We start from the raw sequence: 22,049 nt of genomic DNA on the forward strand, positions 1-22,049 counted from the left end.
GTTTATAGGAAAAGTAATTTGGTAGAATAGACGGGGAGCTTTGCTTCCCGTTTTTTGTGGAACAAAACAGATATTCTGATTAACAAAAAGGATCTTAATGAAACTTCCTGAAAATATTTCTTCTCATGTAAATCTCGCATTGCAAGAAGATATTGGTAGTGGCGATGTGACTGCTGACTTAATTCCCAGAGAAAACCAATCCAAAGCCAATGTTGTTTGCCGTGATGATGCGACACTTTCGGGAATTCCCTGGTTTAACGAAGTATTTCATCAGATCGATCCTGATGTGGAAATCACATGGAATTATAAGGATGGTGAAAAAGTTGATGCTAATGAGATCATTTGCTCACTATCAGGCAATTCCAGATCAATCCTTAGCGGTGAGCGTGCAGCATTAAATTTTCTGCAAACTCTATCTGCTACAGCAACGCAAACACAAAAATTTGTATCGGCAGTAAAGGGTACGAATGCTCGAATATTAGATACTCGCAAAACTATACCAAATCTGCGTGATGCTCAGAAATATGCGGTACTTTGTGGTGGTGGTAAAAATCACCGTATAGGTTTATACGACATGATTCTGATTAAAGAGAATCATATTATGGCTGCAGGTTCGATTACAGAAGCAGTAAAGCAGGCGAAACAGTTACATCCAGATATCAAAATTGAAGTCGAAACTGAAAATTTTGAAGAATTCAGAGAAGCAACTAAAGCAGGCGCAGATGTCATAATGCTAGATAATTTTGATTTGAAAACGATGCGAGAAGCAGTACTGGAGAATGACGGGCGAATCTCTCTAGAGGCTTCTGGTGGAGTTAATCTGGACACTGTAAGGGGAATCGCCGAGACAGGCGTAGACTTTATTTCCGTTGGTCAGATTACAAAGGATATCGCAGCCGTTGATCTTTCAATGAGATTTGAATTGTAATATAGGTAGGCAATTCAATGAAAAAGTAAAATTCATTTTCCAGAGAAAAACACTTCATTCTGATTGCTCTAAAAACTGTCAATTAGCTATTTTGAAGTTTGATGTAGCTTCCGGAACTCCATTTGTAAATGATATTTTGCTTAGTGGTGTCACTGGAATTTTATCCCCAGGTAGAAGAATGCCGACCAGATTTAACGGGTCCGCCGAAGAAATCGTAATCGATTGATCTGTTTTATTCTTTTTGCGGGATTTTCGCAGTACATTGAGCGCTTCGGGTAAAGCGAACTGCTCGCCACTGACACCGTTTACAAAACGTCCGCCACGAATTTCACCGCGCGCTTCCATACGCCAGTAAACGCGTAATAAATCACGCCATTGCGGTAGGTTATTTTCGCGTTCTAACACTTTGCGGAAGATGACGCCGTAACGATTCAGTAGCGTCCATGCGATGAATTCTATTTCATCCTGATTCAGTGAGGCTTGAGTTGTTTCTGTGTTGTTGATTTGTCTGATCAAACTCCAGCGGCCGGCATTATCGAAAGGTGACACTTTGGCGGTGCTTCTTCCACGCCGTGCGTGAAACTTAGGACGTTTGGCTGAAGGCGTAATCAATGCGCGCAAACCTACGTAGGCGTCTGACGTGACTAATCCCCAGTTGACTAATTCACCCAAAGCATCTTCGACTTGAGTGCGCAAAATACCTGTGTGTTGAACAATGTCGAAGAAGAATAACGCACCATGATTGCTTAACGCTTCAGCGACTTTTTCTGCATAGGGGCTGAGTTTGTATTCGTCGGGTTTTCCTGCGAGTTGCTTCCATTGGGGAAGATGGCTTCGTTGCAATAAGGCAATGGGAGTATTCTTCACGGGTGATTTCTTCTTGGTAAGTTTTTTACTTGAAGAGGCGACATTCAAGCGTAGCCAGTTAATTCTTCCAGAAATACACAGGCTATCTAACATATCGATACTGAAATTTTTGATGCGCGCTGGCAATACGCCTTCTTGCCACGCAGCCGCGGAAAGCGAAATACCCTCCAGCTGTTCGAGTACATGAGCAAGGGATTCAGTACCTTCGCCTTTATCCACCAAGCCCTGCCATTCAAATAAGAATGACATATAGTTGGCCAGCGAAACGGGTTCAATTTCACGGCGTAGTCGAGAAATAGTGTAGCGATGGATGCGTGCGAGCAGTCTGCGCTCACACCATTCAACTTCGCTATTTTGTCGGGTGAAGTGACCTTGAATAACGAAGCCTTCCTGTTCAAGCGCGAGTAAAACCTGATTGGTTTTATTTGCATCGATTCCTAATGGTTGACCTAGTTGCTCGGCAGTGACAGGACCGAGCCCTTCCAGCCTACTGCGTAAAATTTCCAGTAATGGGTTCTCTGTAGAAAAAGTGCCTGTAAGTGGGGGGGTGACATTTTGTTTGTTATTAGTAGATTCGAGGCTAGTTATTTCGCGGTTTGATTCAGGAATAACCGCCAGAAACTCGTGTAACCGTTCTGCAGCAACCCATAATATATCTGCATTACTATCAGAGTGGATTATCTTAATTTTATGCGCACGACTTTCATTGGCGAGCTCATCAAACATGTGTTGCCAGCCACAATTGCTAATCACATCGACAGCGCTATTCGATAATACTTTGCCTTGCTCAGTTTCGAGAATAAAACCCAATACCATCAGTGCATCGTGTAATTCATCGGCAGTGCGCACAATCGGCCAGGCTTCTTCGCGTACTTTCTCTATCGCTGCATTATCTAATTTGCGTAATGAGGCGGCATCCTCAGTGCTCATAAATGGCTGAGATTTAATCGCCATGGTGCGGCGTTCTTCAGCCTCGCCATCGTCGAGGAATGCGTAAGGTTTTGCGGTAATCACTTCTTGAGAAAGCGGTGATGGTGAAGTTAAATCACAACAGGTGATATTGATTTTGCCCGTTTCGATCTTCTGTAAGACTTCGATTAAACCATCGATATCCATGGTTTCATTCAGGCAGTCTTTGATGGTTTGTTCTACCAAAGGATGATCAGGAATTTCGCGTTCGCCAGCGATATTCTCCAGACAGGCAATCTGATCGGGAAACACCACGGCCATTAAATCTTCGGCATCAGAGCGCTGAAAGTAGGGGGGTGACCTACGGCCAAAACGATTGCGCAAAACGGCCAGTGAAATCGTCGCATTCCAGCGCCAGCGTGTCGGGAATACAGGAGCATCTAACATCGCCTGAATTAACACTTCACGCACCGTTTTCGAATTTAGGTAGCGGGCGACTTCCTCCATGGGAAAACTATGGGTGGATGACAATGACAGCACAATACTGTCTTCCAGCGCGGCTGCTTGTAATTCGAAATTAAACTTACGGCAAAAGCGTTTTCGTAAAGCCAGACCCCACGCTTTGTTGATGCGTGATCCAAAAGTGGAGTGAATCACGAAATGCATATCGCCCACTTCATCAAAGAAGCGTTCGAAAAGAACATTGCTTTGTGTCGGCAGTAAACCTAACGCCGCTTTGGCAGCAGCCAGATAAGCAACCAATTGTTCGGCAGCACTTCGTGATAAGTGATATTCAGCACGCAAAAAAGCAATTGCGCATTCTTCGCTTTCGTCGAGTAATTCATCGACCGTTTCACGTAGGGCGGATACGGTTCCTGATAATTCATCGGTACGCCCCAATGCATCACCCACCCAGAAAGGAATGTTAGGTGGTTGACCATCCGCGTCTTCGACAAACACTTTGCCGATTTCTGATTTTAATATTCGATAAGAGCGATTACCCAATTGGAAAATATCTCCGGGCAGGCTTTCAAAGGCAAAATCTTCGCCCACGCTTCCAATACGATAACCCTCAGGTTGCAATACCACATCGCAATCGAATTGATCGGGAATTGCACCGCCATTGGTTAGCGAAATAATGCGCGCGCTTTTGCGGGGACGAGCAAGACGGTTGATACCATCATAATGTATGTAGGCACCGCGTCTTCCGCGTCGTGTAGAAAAACCATCCGCTAGCATCTTTATAATGTCATCGAAGGTTTTTTGCGTAAGCTCAGCGTAGGGTAATGCTTTTTTAAATGTCTGATAGAGTTCATCGACGTTCCATTCGCGCGCACTAACTTCAGCAACGATTTGTTGTGAGAGAACATCCAGCGGTTGTTTGGGAATAATAACCCGATCTAAATCATCCTGATTTGCGGCATGTAATAATGCCGTGGTTTCAACTAGCTCATCGCGACTTAATGGGAAAATGCGCCCCTTAGGCGTTGCCCCAACAGCATGACCTGAACGTCCAACGCGTTGTAAAAATGCGGCAATCGACCGAGGTGAACCGAGTTGCACAACCAGATCAATATCACCAATATCGATACCTAATTCTAATGACGCTGTGGCGACTAAGCATTTAAGATTACCTGCTTTCAGGCGTTGCTCAGCTTCGAGTCGTTTTTCTTTTGCCATACTGCCATGGTGCGCCATGACGTTTTCTTCGCCAATTCGATCAGCCATGCTTTTGGCAACGCGTTCGGCTAAGCGTCGAGTATTTACAAAGATCAGCACCGATTTATGCGTATTGGAAAAGTATTCAAGGCGCGCGTAAATCTCTTCCCAGATCTCATTCGACATGATTGCGCTAAGTGGTGAGGCAGGCATTTCAATGGCAAGATCGCGCTCGCGAGAATGACCTGTGTCGATAATCGCACACTCCTCATCACGATCACCGACTAGAAACTTAGCCATGGTCTCGATGGGTTTTTGTGTAGCGGATAAACCGATGCGTTGCAGATGAGATTCTGGATTGTGTTCCTTGGTGAGCGCTTCCAGTCTTTCTAATGAGAGCGTTAGGTGGGAACCACGTTTACTCCCTGCGATGGCGTGAATTTCATCGATGATGACGGTTTGCACGGTGCTTAACATCTTTCTGCCAGACTCAGAAGTCAGCAGAATGTAGATCGACTCTGGGGTGGTGACAAGGATATGCGGCGGTGTGCGAATTGCTTTGGCGCGCTCTGCTTGAGGTGTGTCACCGGTTCTCACCCAGGCGCGCGCATCGACATCGTGCAAACCTAATTCTAATAGTGAATCACGGACGCCTTGCAACGGTTGTTGTAAGTTGATTTGAATATCATTGGAAAGGGCTTTTAATGGTGAGATGTAAAGTACGCGGGTTTCATTTTCCAGCCCGCGTTCGAGCCCTTCTTTTATTAGCTGATCAATCGCAGATAAAAATGCGGCGAGCGTTTTACCCGAACCTGTTGGCGCTGCGAGTAATGTGTGTTTTCCCTGATTTATTGCAGACCACGATTGCTCCTGAACATCCGTTGCTGCTTTAAAGTTAGAATTAAACCAGCGGGTGATGGCCGGATGGAAACTAGGAGAACTCATCTTATGATAATACGCTTTTTGTTCGCTTTTCTCCAGTCTGTAATTAGTTAACACTTCTAAGAGGTATTTAGCTGATCTATGTTTTGAAAAAAACTCGCTAAAAGTGGGGGGGTGTATTGTAGAATAAAGATATGAGCGAACCCCGTCGAAAATGGCTGTATCAAGTATTAGAACAAAATCATAAAGGCGCTTATGGTAATGTCATAAATATTGGCTTGATGGTGTTGATTTTTTTGAATGTGTTCAGCATTGTTGCGGCGTCTGAGCAGAGTATCCATGATAAGTACACTGTATTTTTTCGCTGGATGGATCTGTTTACATTGGTGGTTTTTACCGTTGAATACTTTATGCGTGTCTGGGTTTCTATTGAAAGAGAAACGCACGAAGAACGTCATCCGTTTATGACTCGTTTACGCTATATGTTTACCCCAATGGCAATGGTGGATTTATTGGCGATATTACCTTCTTATTTACTTTTCCTCGGTCATGATTTTCTTATTTTAAGAGCATTGCGTTTAATTAGAATATTTAAATTGACGCGTTATTCCCGCTCGATGGAGTTACTCACAACGGTTTTTAAGCAAGAAGCTGAGACAATTCTCTCGGCAATATTTGTTTTGATGATTCTTATTGTTATTTCAGCTGCGGGTATTCATATTGTTGAAGGAAAAATTCAACCTGAAGAATTTGGGAGTATTCCCAGAGCCTTGTGGTGGGCTACGGTTACTTTGACGACTGTAGGTTATGGTGATGTCGTCCCGGTTACCGGAATAGGGCGTGCGCTTGGAATTGTAATAGTGATCACGGGTATTGGTATGGCGGCGTTACCAGCTGGTATATTGGCTTCTGGTTTTACATCAGAAGTGACGCGTAGGAGAGAGCATTTTAAGACCGCGCTGATGGTTTGGGTAGAAGACGGCACTTTTAGTAAACATGAAAATTCCGAATTTATTGAGTTGAGATTGAATCTCGGCATATCTAGAACAGACGCAGCCATCATGCTGCGTGAAGCCAGAGCAATAAATAAACGGAATAAAGTTAAAAAAAATAACACCAGTGTCAACGTCTGCCCCAATTGCGGATTTGACCTCAATGAGCATGCTGCTGAAGCAGCTAAAGAAAATGCGTTTAGTAAAGATAGAGAATAATCAAATGAAAAGAGCGGAACAATTACAAGACTTGTCGAGAGAGCATCATGGGTCATTGGTGATGGCTAAACGTATTGCTGAAATTGCCGAATCTGGAGATGAGAGCGCCATTACGGAGGCAATCGAAACGGTTAAAGATTACTATGAAAATGAGCTAGAGGTGCATTTTCAGCACGAAGAGCGAACCATTTTCGCTCCGATCTTTAAAGAATATAGAGAGCATATTGGCATCGCTACACAGCTATTAAAAGAGCATGGTGCAATGCGAATGTTAATGCCAAAACTTCATGTGGCCAGTGCAAGAGAAGACCTGGCTGAGTTTGCAAGCATGCTAAAAAATCACACGCGTATTGAAGAAAGAGAGTTGTTCCCGATTGTGGAATCAACCTTTAGTGATGAGCAGCTGGATGCAATCCTGAATTTTGTGCCTTTAGAATAATTAACTTGAATAGATAATTTCAGTTAATTATAAACTAATTAAGAATTGTCACATCTTCTAATCTTTTTCTAAATTATATTCAAACCTGAAGGAGAGGTATCCACAGTATATAGAGGAGAATAGTTATGTTTTCAAAGAAAAAAATTACTGCTTTAGCATTACTTCTAACTACATTGTCTATAAGTAGTTTAGCAAGTGCAGAAGAAGAGTTGATTGGTTCTAATGAATATCGGGTTTCCTGTGCTTCTTGCCATGGTATCGGTGGAAAAGGAGACGGGCAGATGGCCAAGTTTCTAACGGTGAAGCCTTCGAATCTGACCATGCTAGCGAAGAATGCAGGAAATAGTGTTTACCCGTTTTTAAAAGTTTTTCAGGTTATTGATGGTCGTACTGAAGTTTCAGGGCATGGTGATCGTGCGATGCCAGTTTGGGGTGATCGATACAATAAAGAGGCGATCAAGAAATACGGGTCTTTTGGTGGAGAAACAGCAACACGCGCTCGGGTTCTAGAGCTTGTTTATTATCTTCAGTCTATACAGGAAAAATAGTAATTATTCAGCTATTGTCTGTGTAAGTAATGTCATACCCTACGTTTAGAGCTTTATTTCAGTTAACCAAAGCTCTAAATGTTGGGGGGCGGGTTACTCTATTTTAATCTTATTATGCTTTCTTCATATAAGCCGCGCGAAGCACGATACGAGTGCCATTGATACGCCCTTCGATTTGTGAGGTGTCATCAGTAAGTGATATGCCTTTTACTAAGGTGCCGCGTTTTGCGGTGAAGTTTGCGCCTTGAATCACTAAATCTTTAACCAACGTGACAGAGTCGCCATTATTTAATGCTGTTCCGTTAACATCTAGGGTTGGCTCATCATTATCTGCGCCTGGACCAACACCTGCCATTGCCCACTTTTTTGTCTCGTCTTCTAAATACATCATATCTAAAAGATCTTGCGGCCAACCTTCACTTTTCAGGCTATTAAGCAGTCTCCATGCCATCACTTGAACGGCTGGTATCTGACTCCACATGCTGTCATTCAAACAACGCCAGTGATTTGCATCCATGCTGGATGGGTCTTCAATTTGGGATTTACAGGTTTCGCAAATTAAGATGCTGGTATCAACTGTCGGGTTGGTTTCCGGTGGTACTACAAAAACACTCAGATCATTTTCTGCCGAGCATAGTTCGCATTTGCTTTCACTTCGGTCTTTTAGGGATTGTTCTAGGCTCATCTCTCACTTCTCGCAATAGTAATCTGTTTTTAGGTGATGCTAAAAAAACGGGATTATGCCATAGATGAAGAATCTGGTGTTTAGGATTTTGGGCGCCAGATAATGGATTCAAGAGACCAGCCTTGTAAAACATCTGCAGGAGGAATTTTGCCCGTAACTGGGTTATCCCACTTGCCATTAAATACATATAAAATATTTGGCGTATTCGGAGCGTAGCACAGTACTTTTCCAGACATATCAGAATAGCCTGCCTGACATTGCTCATTTTGACCGTAGGTATACACTTTATTGTAGAGTGTCCCAAGATGATGACCCAGACTGTTCTGGATAATGTTGTCCTCAATGATGACTGAGTAGATATTTTTATGTGCCGCATCTGGGATGATATTTAATATGGTTTTTACGCCTTCTGAAATGCGTATTGCTGGAAATGGATTACCATCCTGGAAGTTGACTTCTTCAACAACACTATAATCACTAAATGCCAAGGTCATCTGGTGCATATTGAATGATGTGGTGGCATTGATGGGTCCGATACCATCTGCAGATAAGATTATGGTTTTATCTTCCACTGCTGCTGTTGTGTCTTTTATAGCATCATCATTATCACAAGCTGTTAAGCCTAAAGATAAAATAAGGGTGAATAAGAACACTGTTAACGTATTTTTAGATACGTTTAGGACTGCATTTTCCATAATAAATTTCTATCCATATATAATTGCCTAACTATTGAGCATTCTCTCATAAAGCAATTAGGAGAACAATCAGGCGGGAGTGTATAAGGAGGACTTGAGTGAGGATAAGTTCGATAATTTTGAACTTTATTCGATGTCTGCAAACTAAACTGTTTGTTGTTATTTACACAATTGTTATTTTTTATTCTTTCTTTTTGTTAGAAATGCATAAAAAATAAGCGAGAGAAAGTTTAAATTAAGCTTTATTAGTAAATCATCTTTTGCTAATATGCGCTGAAATTGGCACTTATCCCCCCTTTTTGGAGTGCCTAAATTAGGAAGAAATTAAGATGTTTACTAATAAACCCCTTAGCGTTTATGGATTAACGCTAGCTGTGCTATTGAGTTTTATATTCTCAATGTCAGCAAATGCGAGCCCACGGAATAAGAACAGCGTTATCACTAAAACGAAAACTGCTGAAGAAACCAAGCAATTACAACTAGCTTATAAAGCGTTGATTGCAGAGTTTGATAAAAAAGCAGCTTCTGTCAAAGCTAAATATTCATCAGAAAAGAGCAGCGGAAAAGCCAAGTTAGTTAAAGCGTCTTTAACGGCTGCTAGCTACTCTGATTATGACAAAAGCCTACATGTGACTGCTACGGCCTACACTTCTCATGCTGATCAAACAGATAGCACCCCTAATATTGCTGCATGGGGAGATAGACTGAAGCCCGGTATGAAAGCAATTGCGGTATCTCGTGATCTTTTGAAAGTATACGGTTTAAAGCATAAGCAAAAAGTTAGAATCAAAGGCCTAGAAGGCGAATATGTTGTGCTGGATAAAATGAACAAGCGCTGGCGCAAGAAAATAGATATATATATGGGAATGAACAAGCGTAAGGCATTTAAATGGGGTCGTCGAAAAGTAGAAATACTTTGGAACCAAATCTAATTTATACCCTCTAACGTTTAAAGAACATCCCCTTTGGCCTGCAACTTAGCAGGCTTTTTTTATGCCTGTAAATTTTGTAGTATTTAGGTATTCTGGTATTTGCCCATCATTCTCAAGTTAATGGAATAGATTGTTGGCAATTATTAGCAAAATATTCAATCCTAGAATCGCAACTAACGGCGATAAATCCATCATACCTACAAGTGGAACAACTTTACGAATAGGTCTTAAAATAGGGTTGGTCAGGCTATTAATTAATGGCACCAATGGATTGCCTTGAGTGTTTCCTACCCAGCTCATAATTGCTTGAATAATCAAAGCGATGATATAAATCCAGATAATGGTTTTTACCAATTCACCTAAGGCAAAGAGCAATGTTTCAGGAAACATAATTGCACCTTTACTAATAAGGAACAGCAAACTTAGCTTTACCAAGGTTAAAGTGTAAGCCAAAACAACCGCAGATGTATCGACACTCCCGAAAGACGGAATGAAACGTCTCAGTGGTACTAACACAGGGTTTGTTATTTTTACCAAAAACTGTGAGAAAGGATTATGAAAGCTCGCGCGTGCAAAGCCAAGTAGTAGACGAATCACCACCGCACCGATATATAAAGAAAATACGGTTTCTATTAAAAAGATAACGATTTGAGAGACGACTGAGAGTCCTAATATTGATAAACCTAACACTGATAACTTCTCCAGTTATTATTGGGTGATAATGTCAAAAGGGAAAAAGCCCTCTAAAGTAGGGGGGTGACTTTTTATATTTTACTTAATTCTTTCGAGCGAATTGCAGCTGCAACCAATGCTTCTTCAAAGATACTGGGTAAGCCGCCATCTACAAGCTTTTTTAGAGCTGCTTCTGTAGTTCCACCTTTGGATGTAACTCTTTGACGTAAAATAGATGCATCATCGCTACTTTCTAAGGCTAGTTTAGCTGCCCCAAACGCAGTTTGTAAGACCAGTAAGCGGGCGTCTTCAGCGCTTAATCCCATTTTTTGTGCGGCATCCTGCATTGCTTCCATAACCAGGAAAAAATAAGCGGGACCGCTGCCAGATACAGCGGTAACGGTATCCATTAAACCTTCATCATCTAACCAAAGTGTACTTCCAACTGCGCGCATTATGCTTTCAGCCAGATTCTTTTGTTCTTCTGAAACTTGTTTATTCGCAAAAAGCCCTGTCATTCCAGACTGCACCAGCGAAGGTGTATTCGGCATACAGCGAACAACGGCGGGAGAATAATCTCCTAACCACTTTTCAAGATTTTCTAAATTAATACCTGCGGCTATAGAAATAACTAAGGGATTTTGAGCTTCAAAGACTTCTGCGAGTGGTTCACACACCATCTGCATGATCTGAGGTTTAACTGCAAGTACAACAACATCCGCACCATCAATGGCTTCGGCATTATTTACATAAGAATTTATTGCCGCCCAGTTTGCAGTAATCCCCGTCAATTGTTCTTCATTAGGGTCTGAAATACGAATGTTATGCGTACTGCCGTCTTGAAGTAATCCTGCTATTAGGCTGCGAGACATGTTTCCTGCGCCAATAAAAGTAATCGTTTTTCCCATGCTATTAAGTAATCCCTGTGTGAATGTAATTTAGTATTCGCGTTGACCAAAAATGGCTGTGCCTATTCTAACCATGGTCGAGCCACCTGCAATAGCAGCTTCTATATCATTGCTCATACCCATTGAAAGTGTATCAAGCTCTATCCCTAGTTCAAGGCTTAGTGACTCTTTTATGGCGCTGACTTTAGCAAATACCTCCAGTTGTTTGTCGAAGTTATCTTCAGGAGCGGGAATAACCATCAAGCCTCTCAATGTTAAATGAGGCAGTTTGATAATTTCTTTCGCTACATCTGTTACTTCATCTATTGAAATACCAGATTTACTTTCTTCACCGCTGATATTTAATTGAATGCAAACAGAGAGTGGCTCTAGATTTTCTGGGCGTTGATCATTCAGTCTTTGCGCTATTTTTAGGCGATCAATAGTATGAACCCAGTCTGCAATTTCAGCTATTTTTTTGGTCTTATTGGATTGTAGTGGTCCGATAAAGTGCCATTCGATATCTAAGTCAGATAACTCCTGATATTTGTCCCATAGTTCTTGTACGTAATTCTCGCCGAATGCTCTTTGGCCGCATTCATAGGCTTCTCGTATTTTGGTGCTGTCGTGCTTTTTACTCACGGCGAGTAGTTTGACTGAATTCTCAGTACGATTATATTGCAGTGAATACTTTTTTAGTTTTGCACCGATTATCTGGAGATTGTCACTTATTTGAGTCATATATGATAAATTTGTGGCGTAAATGTCAGTAGGAATAGTTTTTGGCACTGGGGATAGTGCCCTAACTAGCGTCTAAATAACAATGGAAACGATGTTATTAGAATAAAAGAATTTAAATACTGACTCCAATAATTAATAACAATAAATAAAAGTAGTCATTTATGGATATTACACAGTTACTTGCTTTCTCGGTAAAAAACAAAGCATCAGATTTACATATTTCAGCAGGGGAACCACCGATTATTCGTGTCGATGGCGATATGCGTCGAGTCAATATGCCTGAGCTAGAGCACAAAGAAGTGCATAGTATGGTGTACGACATCATGAATGATAAACAGCGTAAAGCTTACGAGGAAAATTGGGAAACTGACTTCTCGTTTGAAATTCCCGGTGTGGCTCGTTTTCGTGTAAACGCATTTAATCAGAATCGTGGTGCAGCAGCGGTATTTCGTACCATCCCCAGTAAAGTACTTTCGTTAGAAGACCTAGATGCTCCGGCAATATTCAAGAAGATTTCTGATAAGCCTCGTGGTTTAGTTCTGGTAACAGGTCCTACGGGTTCTGGTAAATCCACAACCTTGGCAGCGATGATTGATTATAAGAATGAAACCGATCATGGGCATATTTTAACGATTGAAGATCCGATAGAATTTGTACACCAGAGTAAGAAAAGTTTGGTAAACCAGCGTGAAGTTCATCGTGATACGCAAAGTTTTGATGCATCACTTAGATCTGCACTTCGTGAAGATCCAGATACGATTCTGGTTGGTGAGATGCGTGACCTTGAAACCATTCGTTTGGCGCTAACAGCGGCAGAAACAGGTCACTTGGTATTCGGAACACTACATACAACCAGTGCGCCTAAAACCATCGACCGTATTGTTGATGTTTTCCCAGCGGCAGAAAAGGACATGGTGAGATCAATGATTTCTTCATCGTTGCAGGCAATCATTTCTCAAACACTACTAAAACGTGTTCAGGGTGGTCGAGTAGCAGCTCATGAGATACTGATTGGTACAAACGCTATTCGTAGCATGATTAAAGAAAACAAGCTGGCACAAATGCGTTCTGCGCTTCAAACAGGTGCAGCAGACGGTATGCAGACCTTGGATCAAAGTCTACAGAAGCTAATGACCTTGGGTCATATCTCTCGTGATGTTGCTATGAAGAAGGCAGATAATCCACAAGCGATTATGGACAGAAGCTAATTTATTAGCAAAGTACATTATTAGCAAAGTGCATCAAAGTACTGCATAAGAATCGCTTGTTGACACAAAAGCAATCACATTAAGAATAATAACGATTATAAAAGTGAAGAATAAAAATGGATAAAGAAAGCGCGATAAGTTACGTCCACCAGTTGTTAGATTCAACCTTGGAAAAGAATGCATCTGACTTGTTTATTACTTCGATGGCTGCTCCATCAATTAAAGTTGATGGTCAAATGAAGCCTCTGTCGAACCAGAAGCTGAATGCGGAGCAGGCAGGGTTTATCGTTCGTTCGATCTTAAATGATAAGCAAATGAAAGAATTTGAAGAGCACATGGAGTGTAACTTCGCAATTAGTTTGCCAGGAAAAGCCCGTTTTCGTGTAAATACTTTTACACAACGTGGTGCGCCAGGTATGGTTTTACGACATATTCCTGATTATATTCCTTCGTTTAAAGAGTTAGTGTTACCTCCCGTTTTGAAAGATATTGCGATGACAAAACGTGGTTTGGTTATCATGGTAGGTGCGACAGGTTCTGGTAAATCTACCAGTTTGGCTTCAATGATCGATTACAGAAATAAAAACTCAATGGGGCACATTGTTACGATTGAAGACCCGATTGAATTCACCCATGATCATCATCAGTGTTTAGTGACACAACGTGAAGTGGGGGTTGATACAGATAGCTATGAAATAGCGATGAAAAACACCTTAAGACAAGCGCCAGACGTTATTTTGCTTGGTGAGGTTCGAGATAGAGAAACTATGGAGTATGCGATTGCTTATGCAGAAACGGGTCATTTATGTTTGACCACGCTACATGCGAACAGTACCAACCAGGCACTGGATAGAATTATCAACTTCTTCCCAGAAGAACGTCGTGATCAATTGCTAATGGATTTATCTTTAAACTTGAAAGGTGTAGTTTCGCAACGCTTAGTTCGTAAAATAAAAGATGATGGTCGTTTACCAGCAGTAGAAGTTATGTTGAATACACCGATGATGGCTGACTTGATTTACAAAGGGGATATCCCAGCAATAAAAGAGTTAATTTCTAAATCTAACCAATTGGGTATGTGCACATTTGATCAGGCAATTTTCCGCCTTATTGATGCGGGTATGATTTCGGTGAAAGAAGGTTTACGCAATGCCGATTCGGTTAATGATTTGCGTCTGCAATTGAAGTTGAATAGCCGTCAAGCTCAAAAGGGTGACTTCTTTAAAGGTACTGAGTCACTTGCGATGGAAACACTTGATGATTACACACCTAAGCTTTAAGTATTAACGTTAGTAAAAACAAATAAAAATAATAAATTGATTGATCTTTCAAGGCTGAAAACATTATGAAACTAATCCCTTATTTGGAGCTTATGGTAAAAAGAGAAGCTTCTGACTTGTACTTAACTACAGGTGCTTTCGCTTCTATAAAGGTCATGGGTAGCCTTGAGAGCATCTCAAAAAACAAATTAATGCCAGGTGTTATTGCAGCATTTGCCAAAGAGTTGTTATCCGATAAAGAGTGGGCCGTTTTTCATCGTACCAAAGAGATGAATAAAGGTGTTTCGGTCAGAGATCTTGGTCGTTTCCGAGTTAATGTCTACTTTCAGCGTGGCGAAGTATCGATGGTTATTCGTTATGTAAGATCAGATATTTTGGCTCCTGAAGCCTTGGGATTGCCGGAAGTATTAAAAGATTTGGTGATGAAAAAAGAAGGTTTATTCTTGTTCGTAGGTTCTACCGGTGCGGGTAAATCAACGTCGATGTCATCATTGATTCAATACAGGAATCAACGTGCTTCGGGGCATATTCTAACGATTGAAGATCCTATCGAATTTACTTACCGTCATGATAAATCCATTATCGGGCAGCGCGAAGTAGGATTTGATACGCACTCTTACGAAAATGCAATGCGAGAAGCCATGCGTGAAGCACCTGATGTCATCATGGTAGGTGAGATTAGAAGTACTGCAACTGTAGAAGCAGCAATGGGTTTTGCCGATACAGGTCACCTCGTTATCAGTACACTGCATGCAACAAACTCGATTCAGGCATTGGAACGTTTGATTTACTTACTGCCTGCTGATCAAAAGGACCGTGTGTTAATGGATCTATCTTTGAACCTGAATGCGATCATTGCGCAGCGTCTTATTCCAAGTCTGGATGGTCGTTATGCGCTTGCTACTGAAGTGTTGGTGAATTCACCGTTTTCAGCAGAAGTTATTCGAAAAGGACGTATGCAAGAGCTTAAAGATATCATCGAGAAAGGTGGCGCGGATGGTATGCACACCTTCGACCAGTCACTTGCTGAGTTATTTAAAGCGGGTAAAATCTCTCGTGAAAATGCACTTGAACATGCGAGTTCTAAAAACAACCTTGAATGGATGCTTAGCTTTGACGGTAAAGCAGAAGAACAGAATGAGCGTTCTATCAATAGTAAACCTGTATTATCTGGCGCCTTACCAGAGATTTCTTAAACCATTCTTCACTGAGCCTTATTTGGGTGTACTCTGTGTACTCTCAAGAAGGCTCTTTTCTTTTTTTCTTAAGAAATATCACTTACTCAAAAAACACCACTCACTCAAGAAATACCATTAAAGAAACTTTTATTGAGAAATAAAGGTTTACTATCTATAGTAATAGCTCGCTTAAATTCTTTAATACAAAGTACTAGGAGCCTTACTTGAATATCAATGACTTGCTTTTTGATAAAAATAATACAGATGCCATTTCTGAATTTGCCAATAATTTTGGTGTTAATGAATCTGAAGCTAAAGATGCAATCTCATCTTTAGCAGACTCTCTTTCCCGTGGTCTTGGAGCTAATGCACAAGAGATGAAAGGCCTTGATAGCTTGATGGAGGCTCTAGAGAAAGGAAACCATTCCCGTTATCTCGATGATCCCTCTTTGTTAGGTAAGAAAGAGACCACTCAAGAAGGTAATGATATACTCGGTCATATTTTTGGTAATAAAGATGTTAGTCGTCATGTGGCGAAACGTTCATCAAAAGAAACAGGTCTAGGAAGTAGTTTATTGAAGAAGATGTTACCTGTAGTCGCAACAATGGTAATGGCTTCTTTAGGCAAGAAGATGCTGGGTGGTAGTAAAACTGCGCCATCCAGGCAGGAATCTTCGGGCTTTCTGACCAATTTACTCGATGCCGATAAAGACGGTTCTATGATAGATGATGTATTAGGTATGGCGTTTAAAGCATTTATGGCACGTTAAAAAAGTACCTAGCTCTGCATAAATTCTATTTACGTTTTCAAATAACAAAAACGTAATAACATTCATAAGTGGGGAGGTGGTTTTTTCTGGCGATAAAGGCTTTGAAAATAACGAAAGCCACCCCCCTACTTTGGGGCTGTTTTTTTTGTTAAGCCTTGTGTAGCGACAAATGGCTGGATGATTTAATCGTTAAATAAAGCTATTGACGATGTCATTAACGAAATGCCAACCTTTATCTGTTGGTTTATATTTTTCATTGTCGTATTCGATCAATTCTTTTTCTATTAATGTATTTAATTTCTCTTCAACATTGGAAAAAGAAAGCAGCGTTCTGGCCTCAAACAGCTCTTTAGTGAAGCCTTCTTTTAATCGCGCAGCATTCAACATAAATTCAAAATCAAGGTCTTCTGTAGCCAGTTTTTTCTCGCTGGAACGTGCTTTACCATTAATACCTTCATCCATATATTTCTCCGGATGACGATATTTTGTGTGACGTTTAATCTCGCCATCAGGCATGCTGATTTTTCCATGAGCACCAGCGCCAATCCCTAAGTAATCCCCAAACTGCCAATAATTTAGATTGTGTCGACACTGCTTGCCTTCTTTGGCATAAGCGGATACTTCATACTGATAATAACCAGCATCCGCTAGAAGTTTTTGACCTTGTTGTTGCATTTCCCAGAGTATTTCATCGTTTGGAGTAACCGGTGGAGAATGATGAAATAGAGTGTTCTCTTCGATAGTTAATTGATACCACGAGATATGAGTGGGATTGGCATCTATTGCTTGTTTAAGGTCTGCAATGGCTTGATCTATTGTTTGTTCAGGCAAGCCATACATAATATCCAGATTGAAATTATCAAATCCCGCTTGTTTAGCAATTTTAGTCGACTTTTGTGCTTCATCAGCGCCATGAATTCTGCCTAAAGCTTTCAGATGTTTATCATTAAAACTCTGGATGCCAATAGAAAGGCGGTTGATCCCTGTTTCTCGATAAGCACTAAAACGCTCCTGTTCGAAAGTCCCGGGATTGGCTTCCATGGTAATTTCCGTATTAGGTCGAATAGTCAGCCTTTCTCTCATGCTGGATAAGAGTCGATCCATAGCATTGGCCGAATACAAGCTTGGTGTTCCACCTCCAATGAAAATTGACTCAATTGATCTTCCCCATATCTCAGGTAGCTCTGCTTCTAGATCGCTTATGAGAGATTGCGTGTATTGCTCTTCAGGGATTTCTCCTTTCGCTTGATGTGAGTTGAAATCACAGTAAGGGCATTTTTTTACGCACCAAGGGATGTGAATATAGAGGCTTAATGGAATAGGTATCATTTATGTTTTGATATCATGTTCTGTATTGCTGTCTAAGTTACTTTCTAGGCTACTTGATAAGTTACTAAGAGTAACAAAGTCTTTCACACTTAAGCTTTCCGCCCTTAAAGAAGGGTCAATTCCAGCAGTTTCAATTTGCTCAGCAGTTAATATTTTCTTTAGATTGTTTCGAAGTGTTTTACGTCTCATGGAAAATGCTTGCGCGACTAAGCGAGATAAATGATCTTCGTCATTCGCTAGAAAAGGTAGCTCACTCCACGGAGTGAGTTTCAAAATAGCGGAATCAACTTTAGGGGGAGGCGAGAAAGATTCAGGTCCTACAAAAAACAGATACTCACAATTACAAAAATATTGAACCATAACAGACAAGCGCCCAAAGGTTTTTGAGCCAGGCTCGGCTGTTATACGGTTTACCACTTCATTTTGTAACATAAAGTGCATATCGGAGATTTGATGTCTGTATTCAAGTAAATGAAAGATGAGTGGCGTGGAAATATTGTAAGGGAGATTACCTACTACTCTTAACTTTGTGTCACTGCTTTCATCTTGAAGCAATGTTCTAAAATCGAACTTCAAAGCATCGACGCCATGAATATTGAGTTTAGGATTATTCTTTTGCTGGAGTCGAGCAATAACATCTCTGTCTATTTCCACTACGTTAAGCGAATCTATTTTATCTAGAAGTGGAAATGTTAATGCGCCAAGACCTGGGCCGATTTCAACAATTTTTTCATTTGGTTTAGGGTTTATCTCATAGATCAATTTTTCGATAACAGAGTGATCATTCAGAAAATGCTGTCCGAAGCGTTTTTTTGTTTTGTAGTCTTGCATTTTTTACTCCGGAAATAATCAGACCCCCAAATAGGGGGTCTGATTATAACCTGTTGTCTTGCCGTTTACTTTTTCTTTATACCGTTCTATTTAGAAGGTTCTAATTTTTGATTTTTAACTCAACACGACGATTGTCTGCTCGTCCTGTTTCAGTTTTATTGTCAGCAATAGGATCTTGTTCACCATAACCATTAGAAGTTAAACGATTGGCATCGACTCCTTGTTTGATTAGTTCGATCATAACTGCGTTGGCTCTGCGCTTTGATAGTTTTTTATTAACATAAGCTAAACCTTGGTTGTCGGTGAAGCCTGCTATTTCAATATTAAAGTTTGGATTTTGTTTGATGGTTGAAGCTGCTGCATTAATTATTGGCAGTGAGTTGATGGTGAGTTTTGCTGAACCTGTAGCAAAATTGACGCCTTTAAGGGTGATATTTTCCGTCTTTGTACAACCAAATCCATTAACTTCTGAACCTGCTTCAGATGCTGGGCAAAGGTCATTGGCATCTGCTATGCCGTCTTTATCTGCGTCAGCGATATTTGGGCATCCTTCAATATTAACTTCCTGTCCAGCAGGTGAGCTTGGGCACTGATCTTTACTATCGATAACACCATCACCATCACCATCAGCAGTCGCTTCTTTAAGTTTTGTAGTTAGCTCATCTTCTTTTGAGCTAAGGTCCTTATATGCATTTTTAAGTGCATCGAGTTCGCTAGTCGTTACCATTAAAGCTTTTATTTTATTGGCTTGTGAAGATGTGGTGCTTTCTAAAGTCGCCAGTTTGCCTGCAAGAGTACTTTTCTCTACTTCAGATTTAGCAAATTTATCTTGAATGTTTTCTAAAGCAGCTTTACAAGCATTTGCTGATTCTTGTGTGGAAGCTTCTAATGATGAAAGAGTTTCAATTTTAGATTTCAGTATTGCATTCTCATCATTACGTTGTTTGTAAGCACTTTTTAAAGCAGTTAACTCTTTAGAGGCCTGATTTAAGACGGTTATCTTTCTAGCTTGTTCACCAGCATTATTACTAGCTAGATCAAGTTGACCTTTTAAGGTTTTACTTGCGTCTAGAGCTTCTTTTAGTTTTTTCTTCAATCCCTCAGTTGCAAGGTTATCTTGCTTCGCTTTCAACGAAATAGCATTTTGACGAGTGTCGAAAAGGGTTTGAATGCTTGATTTCTCTTTATCTAGATTTGTTAGCTGCTGTTTGAGTAATGTGTTTTCATCATTACGTGCTTTATAGGCACTTTTAAGTGCGTCTAGTTCCTTTGTGCTTTGACTTAATACAGTAATTTTTCTAGTTTGGTCACTAGAATTATTGTTTGCAATCTCAAGTTGCCCTTGTAGGCTTTTATTGGCATCTTCAGCTTCTTTAAGCTTCTGTTTTAAGCCTTCAATAATTTCACTATCTTGTGTTGCTTTCAAATTTACAGCAGTTTGATTGGAGTCGAATAGAGATTGGATATTAGACTTTTCTTTATCGAGATTTGTGAGTTGTTGCTTGAGTAAAACATTCTCATCATTTCTTTCTTTGTAAACACTTTTTAATGCTGTTAATTCAGCTGTTGATTGACTAAGAACATTGAGCTTTCTTAAAATCCCCGCAGACTCGTTTTGCGCTTGTGTGAGCTGAGTTGCCAATGTTTTGTTTTCATTATCAAGTTTAGCTAAGTCTTCTTTGAGCTTAGTATTTTCTTCAAGGCGTTTTTCATACTCACTTTTTAATGACTTAAGCTCAGTGTCAGTTTGCTCAAGAGCCGTTAATTTAATAACCTGATTGCTTGTCTCTTTTGTAAGAGTAGTGTGCTCAGTTTGTAAAGCTTTGTATTGATTACTCAGTTCTTCAAACTGAGTTTTTAAACTACTAGCTTCATCATTGCGCTCTTTATAAGCACTTTTCAAAGCTGCGAGTTCGACGTCTGATTGACCTAACGCAGTTAATTTTCTTGCTTGGTTACTTGTTTTATTTTCTAGGGCGGCAAGTTTAGCTTGAAGAGATTTATATTCACTGTTGAGCTCTTCAAGCTGTGCCTTCAACGTACTTGTTTCATCGTTTCGTTCGTTATAAGTGTTTTTTAAAGCCGCTAGTTCTTCCTCATTCTGTTTTAAAGAGGTGATCATGAGCGCTTGTGATCCTGCCTTTGTCTCCATCGATGACAAGCGATTTTTTAAATCAATATTTGTTAGATCTAGGTCAGCTAAATTTTGCTTTAGAGTTTCTAACTCTTGTTTTTCTTTTTCTAACTGTGAATTTGTTTTAGCCTGAGAAGTTTTGAAAACACCTAATTGTTGTTCTAAATCCGTGATTTTTTCTTTTAGAGAAATATTTTCATTGGTGCCGTTACTTATTATTTTTTGGCTGTTAGAAATCTGGTTCTGAGTATCTTCAAGGGCCTGTCTCAATTCTGCAATTTTTTGCTTAGATGCGGATGAGGCTAAATCATATCTTTGTTGTAAAGCTTGAAGTTTTTCATCACTTTCACAATTAGCCTGAAGTTGAGGTACTAAAGTTTGCGGTTGATTCGTTGGTGCAGTATTAAAAAATGGGCTAGGAGGTGGCAATAAACCAAGAGGCTCGTTTTGAGTAGGATAAGGAATAATCTCTGGCATAGGTATTGGTTGAGAAAAATCCATATTGTTCCCAAAATTACCCATAGGATAGTTCATTGGGTGTGTGTTCATTGGAGACACAGGAACTGGTACGCAATCTCCCCACGCTACAAGCGCTTGATTGCCTCCCCAAATTGGCACAGGTATTTCATAATTTGGTGGGAAAACTTCAGCATGACTTTGTTGAATTGTTAAGCTAAGAAAGCTACCTATTAACAATGTTTTGATTGTTGCGTGCATTAAATGCCTCCAAAAAAATTATTTAATTATTCTCTGCCGCCTAAAGCAAAATCACGACGGGCCGCGGCGATTGTAATTGTGAAACCAGCTATAACATCAATGAATGACATTATGGTCAAAAATAAAAAAGTAGAATCTCCCTTGTCACCTATAGACCAGGGAAACACTATCCAGGAAACAAGAAATGCAACGAATACAAAGGTAGATAAAGTGTGATCTACAATTGAAATACTGGACGTTCGGGTCGATTTAAATATCTCTATATAAAGCGTAATCAAACCTGCCAAGATTACTACATCGCTCCAGGTCGGTTTCCAAACGGCCCCTGAAGGTAATCCAACATGAAATAAAACATGATTTAGCCGGTCAGGGAAATACCCTATTTGGTGTAGTCCCCAGAATGCTATTAGTAAAAACGCAAAAAGCGGAAAAAATTTAAAAATAAACATGCTAGCACCCTTCCTATAAAGGATTGTAATTTCAAGCGTGAAATTGTTCACAATCAAATATATACGAGAACTAAAGTGGATTCTCTTTTTTCTTATAA

At 40.4% G+C, this 22,049-nt stretch carries 19 protein-coding genes; 9 read left to right on the plus strand and 10 right to left on the minus strand.

Features of this window, described 5'->3' with window-relative positions; translation table 11 throughout:
• The first annotated feature begins 97 nt into the window (after window positions 1-97).
• Window positions 98-928, plus strand: coding sequence for a carboxylating nicotinate-nucleotide diphosphorylase (gene nadC / locus Q1A31_RS10975; RefSeq protein ID WP_299876272.1), 831 nt, complete (start codon window positions 98-100; stop codon window positions 926-928).
• Window positions 929-1,006: 78 nt separating this feature from the next.
• Here the strand turns inward: nadC and Q1A31_RS10980 are convergent, their stop codons facing one another.
• Window positions 1,007-5,308 (minus strand): DEAD/DEAH box helicase, encoded by a 4,302-nt coding sequence (locus Q1A31_RS10980; protein ID WP_299876274.1) that lies wholly within the window; start codon window positions 5,306-5,308, stop codon window positions 1,007-1,009.
• A 131-nt stretch (window positions 5,309-5,439) separates the two neighbouring features.
• Between Q1A31_RS10980 and Q1A31_RS10985 the strand changes: the two genes are divergently transcribed.
• The 3 genes from Q1A31_RS10985 to Q1A31_RS10995 all read left to right on the plus strand — a co-directional run bounded on the left by Q1A31_RS10985 (window position 5,440) and on the right by Q1A31_RS10995 (window position 7,443).
• The gene (locus tag Q1A31_RS10985; protein WP_299876276.1) at window positions 5,440-6,456 is read left to right on the plus strand and encodes an ion transporter; all 1,017 of its coding nucleotides are present in this window, start codon (window positions 5,440-5,442) and stop codon (window positions 6,454-6,456) included.
• A complete protein-coding gene (locus tag Q1A31_RS10990; RefSeq protein ID WP_299876278.1) occupies window positions 6,431-6,895 on the plus strand; it encodes a hemerythrin domain-containing protein in 465 nt (154 codons plus the stop codon). The genes Q1A31_RS10985 and Q1A31_RS10990 overlap by 26 nt, the downstream gene beginning before the upstream one ends.
• Window positions 6,896-7,020: 125 nt before the next feature.
• Window positions 7,021-7,443 carry a cytochrome c gene (locus tag Q1A31_RS10995; protein WP_299876280.1) on the plus strand — a complete coding sequence of 141 codons (423 nt, stop codon included), beginning with the start codon at window positions 7,021-7,023 and terminating at the stop codon, window positions 7,441-7,443.
• Window positions 7,444-7,555: 112 nt separating this feature from the next.
• On the opposite strand, the gene Q1A31_RS11000 is transcribed toward Q1A31_RS10995, so the two are convergent.
• Together Q1A31_RS11000 and Q1A31_RS11005 are read right to left on the minus strand one after the other, a co-directional pair.
• On the minus strand, window positions 7,556-8,128 hold the full coding sequence (locus tag Q1A31_RS11000) for an alkylphosphonate utilization protein (RefSeq protein ID WP_299876282.1): 573 nt from the start codon (window positions 8,126-8,128) through the stop codon (window positions 7,556-7,558).
• A gap of 80 nt (window positions 8,129-8,208) precedes the next feature.
• Window positions 8,209-8,823 (minus strand): DUF1131 family protein, encoded by a 615-nt coding sequence (locus Q1A31_RS11005; protein ID WP_299876284.1) that lies wholly within the window; start codon window positions 8,821-8,823, stop codon window positions 8,209-8,211.
• 329 nt (window positions 8,824-9,152) lie between these two features.
• Here Q1A31_RS11005 and Q1A31_RS11010 point away from each other — a divergent pair, with 329 nt between their 5' ends.
• Window positions 9,153-9,755, plus strand: a complete 603-nt coding sequence (locus Q1A31_RS11010) for a 3D domain-containing protein (RefSeq protein WP_299876286.1) — start codon at window positions 9,153-9,155, stop codon at window positions 9,753-9,755.
• Between the two features lie 117 nt (window positions 9,756-9,872).
• Here the strand turns inward: Q1A31_RS11010 and Q1A31_RS11015 are convergent, their stop codons facing one another.
• The 3 genes from Q1A31_RS11015 to Q1A31_RS11025 form a co-directional block, all read right to left on the minus strand.
• Entirely contained in the window at window positions 9,873-10,445 is a 573-nt protein-coding gene (locus tag Q1A31_RS11015) for a YggT family protein (RefSeq protein WP_299876288.1), read from the minus strand.
• Between the two features lie 74 nt (window positions 10,446-10,519).
• Window positions 10,520-11,335: a pyrroline-5-carboxylate reductase gene (gene proC / locus Q1A31_RS11020; protein WP_299876290.1), complete on the minus strand. Its 816-nt coding sequence runs from the start codon at window positions 11,333-11,335 to the stop codon at window positions 10,520-10,522.
• Window positions 11,336-11,365: 30 nt separating this feature from the next.
• Window positions 11,366-12,055 carry a YggS family pyridoxal phosphate-dependent enzyme gene (locus tag Q1A31_RS11025; RefSeq protein ID WP_299876292.1) on the minus strand — a complete coding sequence of 230 codons (690 nt, stop codon included), beginning with the start codon at window positions 12,053-12,055 and terminating at the stop codon, window positions 11,366-11,368.
• A gap of 161 nt (window positions 12,056-12,216) precedes the next feature.
• On the opposite strand from Q1A31_RS11025, the gene Q1A31_RS11030 reads away from it, so the two are divergent.
• From Q1A31_RS11030 to Q1A31_RS11045, 4 genes are all read left to right on the plus strand, one after another.
• The gene (locus Q1A31_RS11030) at window positions 12,217-13,263 is read left to right on the plus strand and encodes a type IV pilus twitching motility protein PilT (RefSeq protein ID WP_299876294.1); all 1,047 of its coding nucleotides are present in this window, start codon (window positions 12,217-12,219) and stop codon (window positions 13,261-13,263) included.
• A 116-nt stretch (window positions 13,264-13,379) separates the two neighbouring features.
• Entirely contained in the window at window positions 13,380-14,543 is a 1,164-nt protein-coding gene (locus Q1A31_RS11035) for a PilT/PilU family type 4a pilus ATPase (RefSeq protein ID WP_299876296.1), read from the plus strand.
• 65 nt (window positions 14,544-14,608) lie between these two features.
• A complete protein-coding gene (locus Q1A31_RS11040) occupies window positions 14,609-15,739 on the plus strand; it encodes a PilT/PilU family type 4a pilus ATPase (protein ID WP_131904930.1) in 1,131 nt (376 codons plus the stop codon).
• Between the two features lie 206 nt (window positions 15,740-15,945).
• Entirely contained in the window at window positions 15,946-16,491 is a 546-nt protein-coding gene (locus Q1A31_RS11045; RefSeq protein ID WP_299876299.1) for a DUF937 domain-containing protein, read from the plus strand.
• A gap of 189 nt (window positions 16,492-16,680) precedes the next feature.
• Here Q1A31_RS11045 and hemW read toward each other — a convergent pair whose 3' ends face one another.
• The 4 genes from hemW to Q1A31_RS11065 form a co-directional block, all read right to left on the minus strand.
• Complete coding sequence (hemW, locus tag Q1A31_RS11050) at window positions 16,681-17,820, minus strand: radical SAM family heme chaperone HemW (protein WP_299876301.1); 1,140 nt, start codon at window positions 17,818-17,820, stop codon at window positions 16,681-16,683.
• On the minus strand, window positions 17,821-18,651 hold the full coding sequence (gene rsmA, locus Q1A31_RS11055) for a 16S rRNA (adenine(1518)-N(6)/adenine(1519)-N(6))-dimethyltransferase RsmA (protein WP_299876303.1): 831 nt from the start codon (window positions 18,649-18,651) through the stop codon (window positions 17,821-17,823). It lies immediately after the preceding gene.
• A 100-nt stretch (window positions 18,652-18,751) separates the two neighbouring features.
• A complete protein-coding gene (locus Q1A31_RS11060) occupies window positions 18,752-21,502 on the minus strand; it encodes an OmpA family protein (RefSeq protein WP_299876305.1) in 2,751 nt (916 codons plus the stop codon).
• 26 nt (window positions 21,503-21,528) lie between these two features.
• Entirely contained in the window at window positions 21,529-21,951 is a 423-nt protein-coding gene (locus Q1A31_RS11065; RefSeq protein ID WP_299876307.1) for a hypothetical protein, read from the minus strand.
• Window positions 21,952-22,049: the final 98 nt, after the last annotated feature.

The sequence above is a fragment of the uncultured Cocleimonas sp. genome (assembly GCF_947495625.1).
Classification (GTDB): domain Bacteria; phylum Pseudomonadota; class Gammaproteobacteria; order Thiotrichales; family Thiotrichaceae; genus Cocleimonas.

Bases quoted from the DNA above. Each gene is read 5' to 3' on its own strand.
- Q1A31_RS11005 (WP_299876284.1), bottom strand. From the start codon at position 8,823: ATGGAAAATGCAGTCCTAAACGTATCTAAAAATACGTTAACAGTGTTC.
- Q1A31_RS10985 (WP_299876276.1), top strand. From the start codon at position 5,440: ATGAGCGAACCCCGTCGAAAATGGCTGTATCAAGTATTAGAACAAAAT.
- Q1A31_RS11010 (WP_299876286.1), top strand. From the start codon at position 9,153: ATGTTTACTAATAAACCCCTTAGCGTTTATGGATTAACGCTAGCTGTG.
- Q1A31_RS11000 (WP_299876282.1), bottom strand. From the start codon at position 8,128: ATGAGCCTAGAACAATCCCTAAAAGACCGAAGTGAAAGCAAATGCGAA.
- Q1A31_RS10980 (WP_299876274.1), bottom strand. From the start codon at position 5,308: ATGAGTTCTCCTAGTTTCCATCCGGCCATCACCCGCTGGTTTAATTCT.
- Q1A31_RS11025 (WP_299876292.1), bottom strand. From the start codon at position 12,055: ATGACTCAAATAAGTGACAATCTCCAGATAATCGGTGCAAAACTAAAA.
- Q1A31_RS11030 (WP_299876294.1), top strand. From the start codon at position 12,217: ATGGATATTACACAGTTACTTGCTTTCTCGGTAAAAAACAAAGCATCA.
- Q1A31_RS10990 (WP_299876278.1), top strand. From the start codon at position 6,431: ATGCGTTTAGTAAAGATAGAGAATAATCAAATGAAAAGAGCGGAACAA.
- Q1A31_RS10995 (WP_299876280.1), top strand. From the start codon at position 7,021: ATGTTTTCAAAGAAAAAAATTACTGCTTTAGCATTACTTCTAACTACA.
- rsmA (WP_299876303.1), bottom strand. From the start codon at position 18,651: ATGCAAGACTACAAAACAAAAAAACGCTTCGGACAGCATTTTCTGAAT.
- hemW (WP_299876301.1), bottom strand. From the start codon at position 17,820: ATGATACCTATTCCATTAAGCCTCTATATTCACATCCCTTGGTGCGTA.
- Q1A31_RS11040 (WP_131904930.1), top strand. From the start codon at position 14,609: ATGAAACTAATCCCTTATTTGGAGCTTATGGTAAAAAGAGAAGCTTCT.
- Q1A31_RS11060 (WP_299876305.1), bottom strand. From the start codon at position 21,502: ATGCACGCAACAATCAAAACATTGTTAATAGGTAGCTTTCTTAGCTTA.
- nadC (WP_299876272.1), top strand. From the start codon at position 98: ATGAAACTTCCTGAAAATATTTCTTCTCATGTAAATCTCGCATTGCAA.
- proC (WP_299876290.1), bottom strand. From the start codon at position 11,335: ATGGGAAAAACGATTACTTTTATTGGCGCAGGAAACATGTCTCGCAGC.
- Q1A31_RS11065 (WP_299876307.1), bottom strand. From the start codon at position 21,951: ATGTTTATTTTTAAATTTTTTCCGCTTTTTGCGTTTTTACTAATAGCA.
- Q1A31_RS11035 (WP_299876296.1), top strand. From the start codon at position 13,380: ATGGATAAAGAAAGCGCGATAAGTTACGTCCACCAGTTGTTAGATTCA.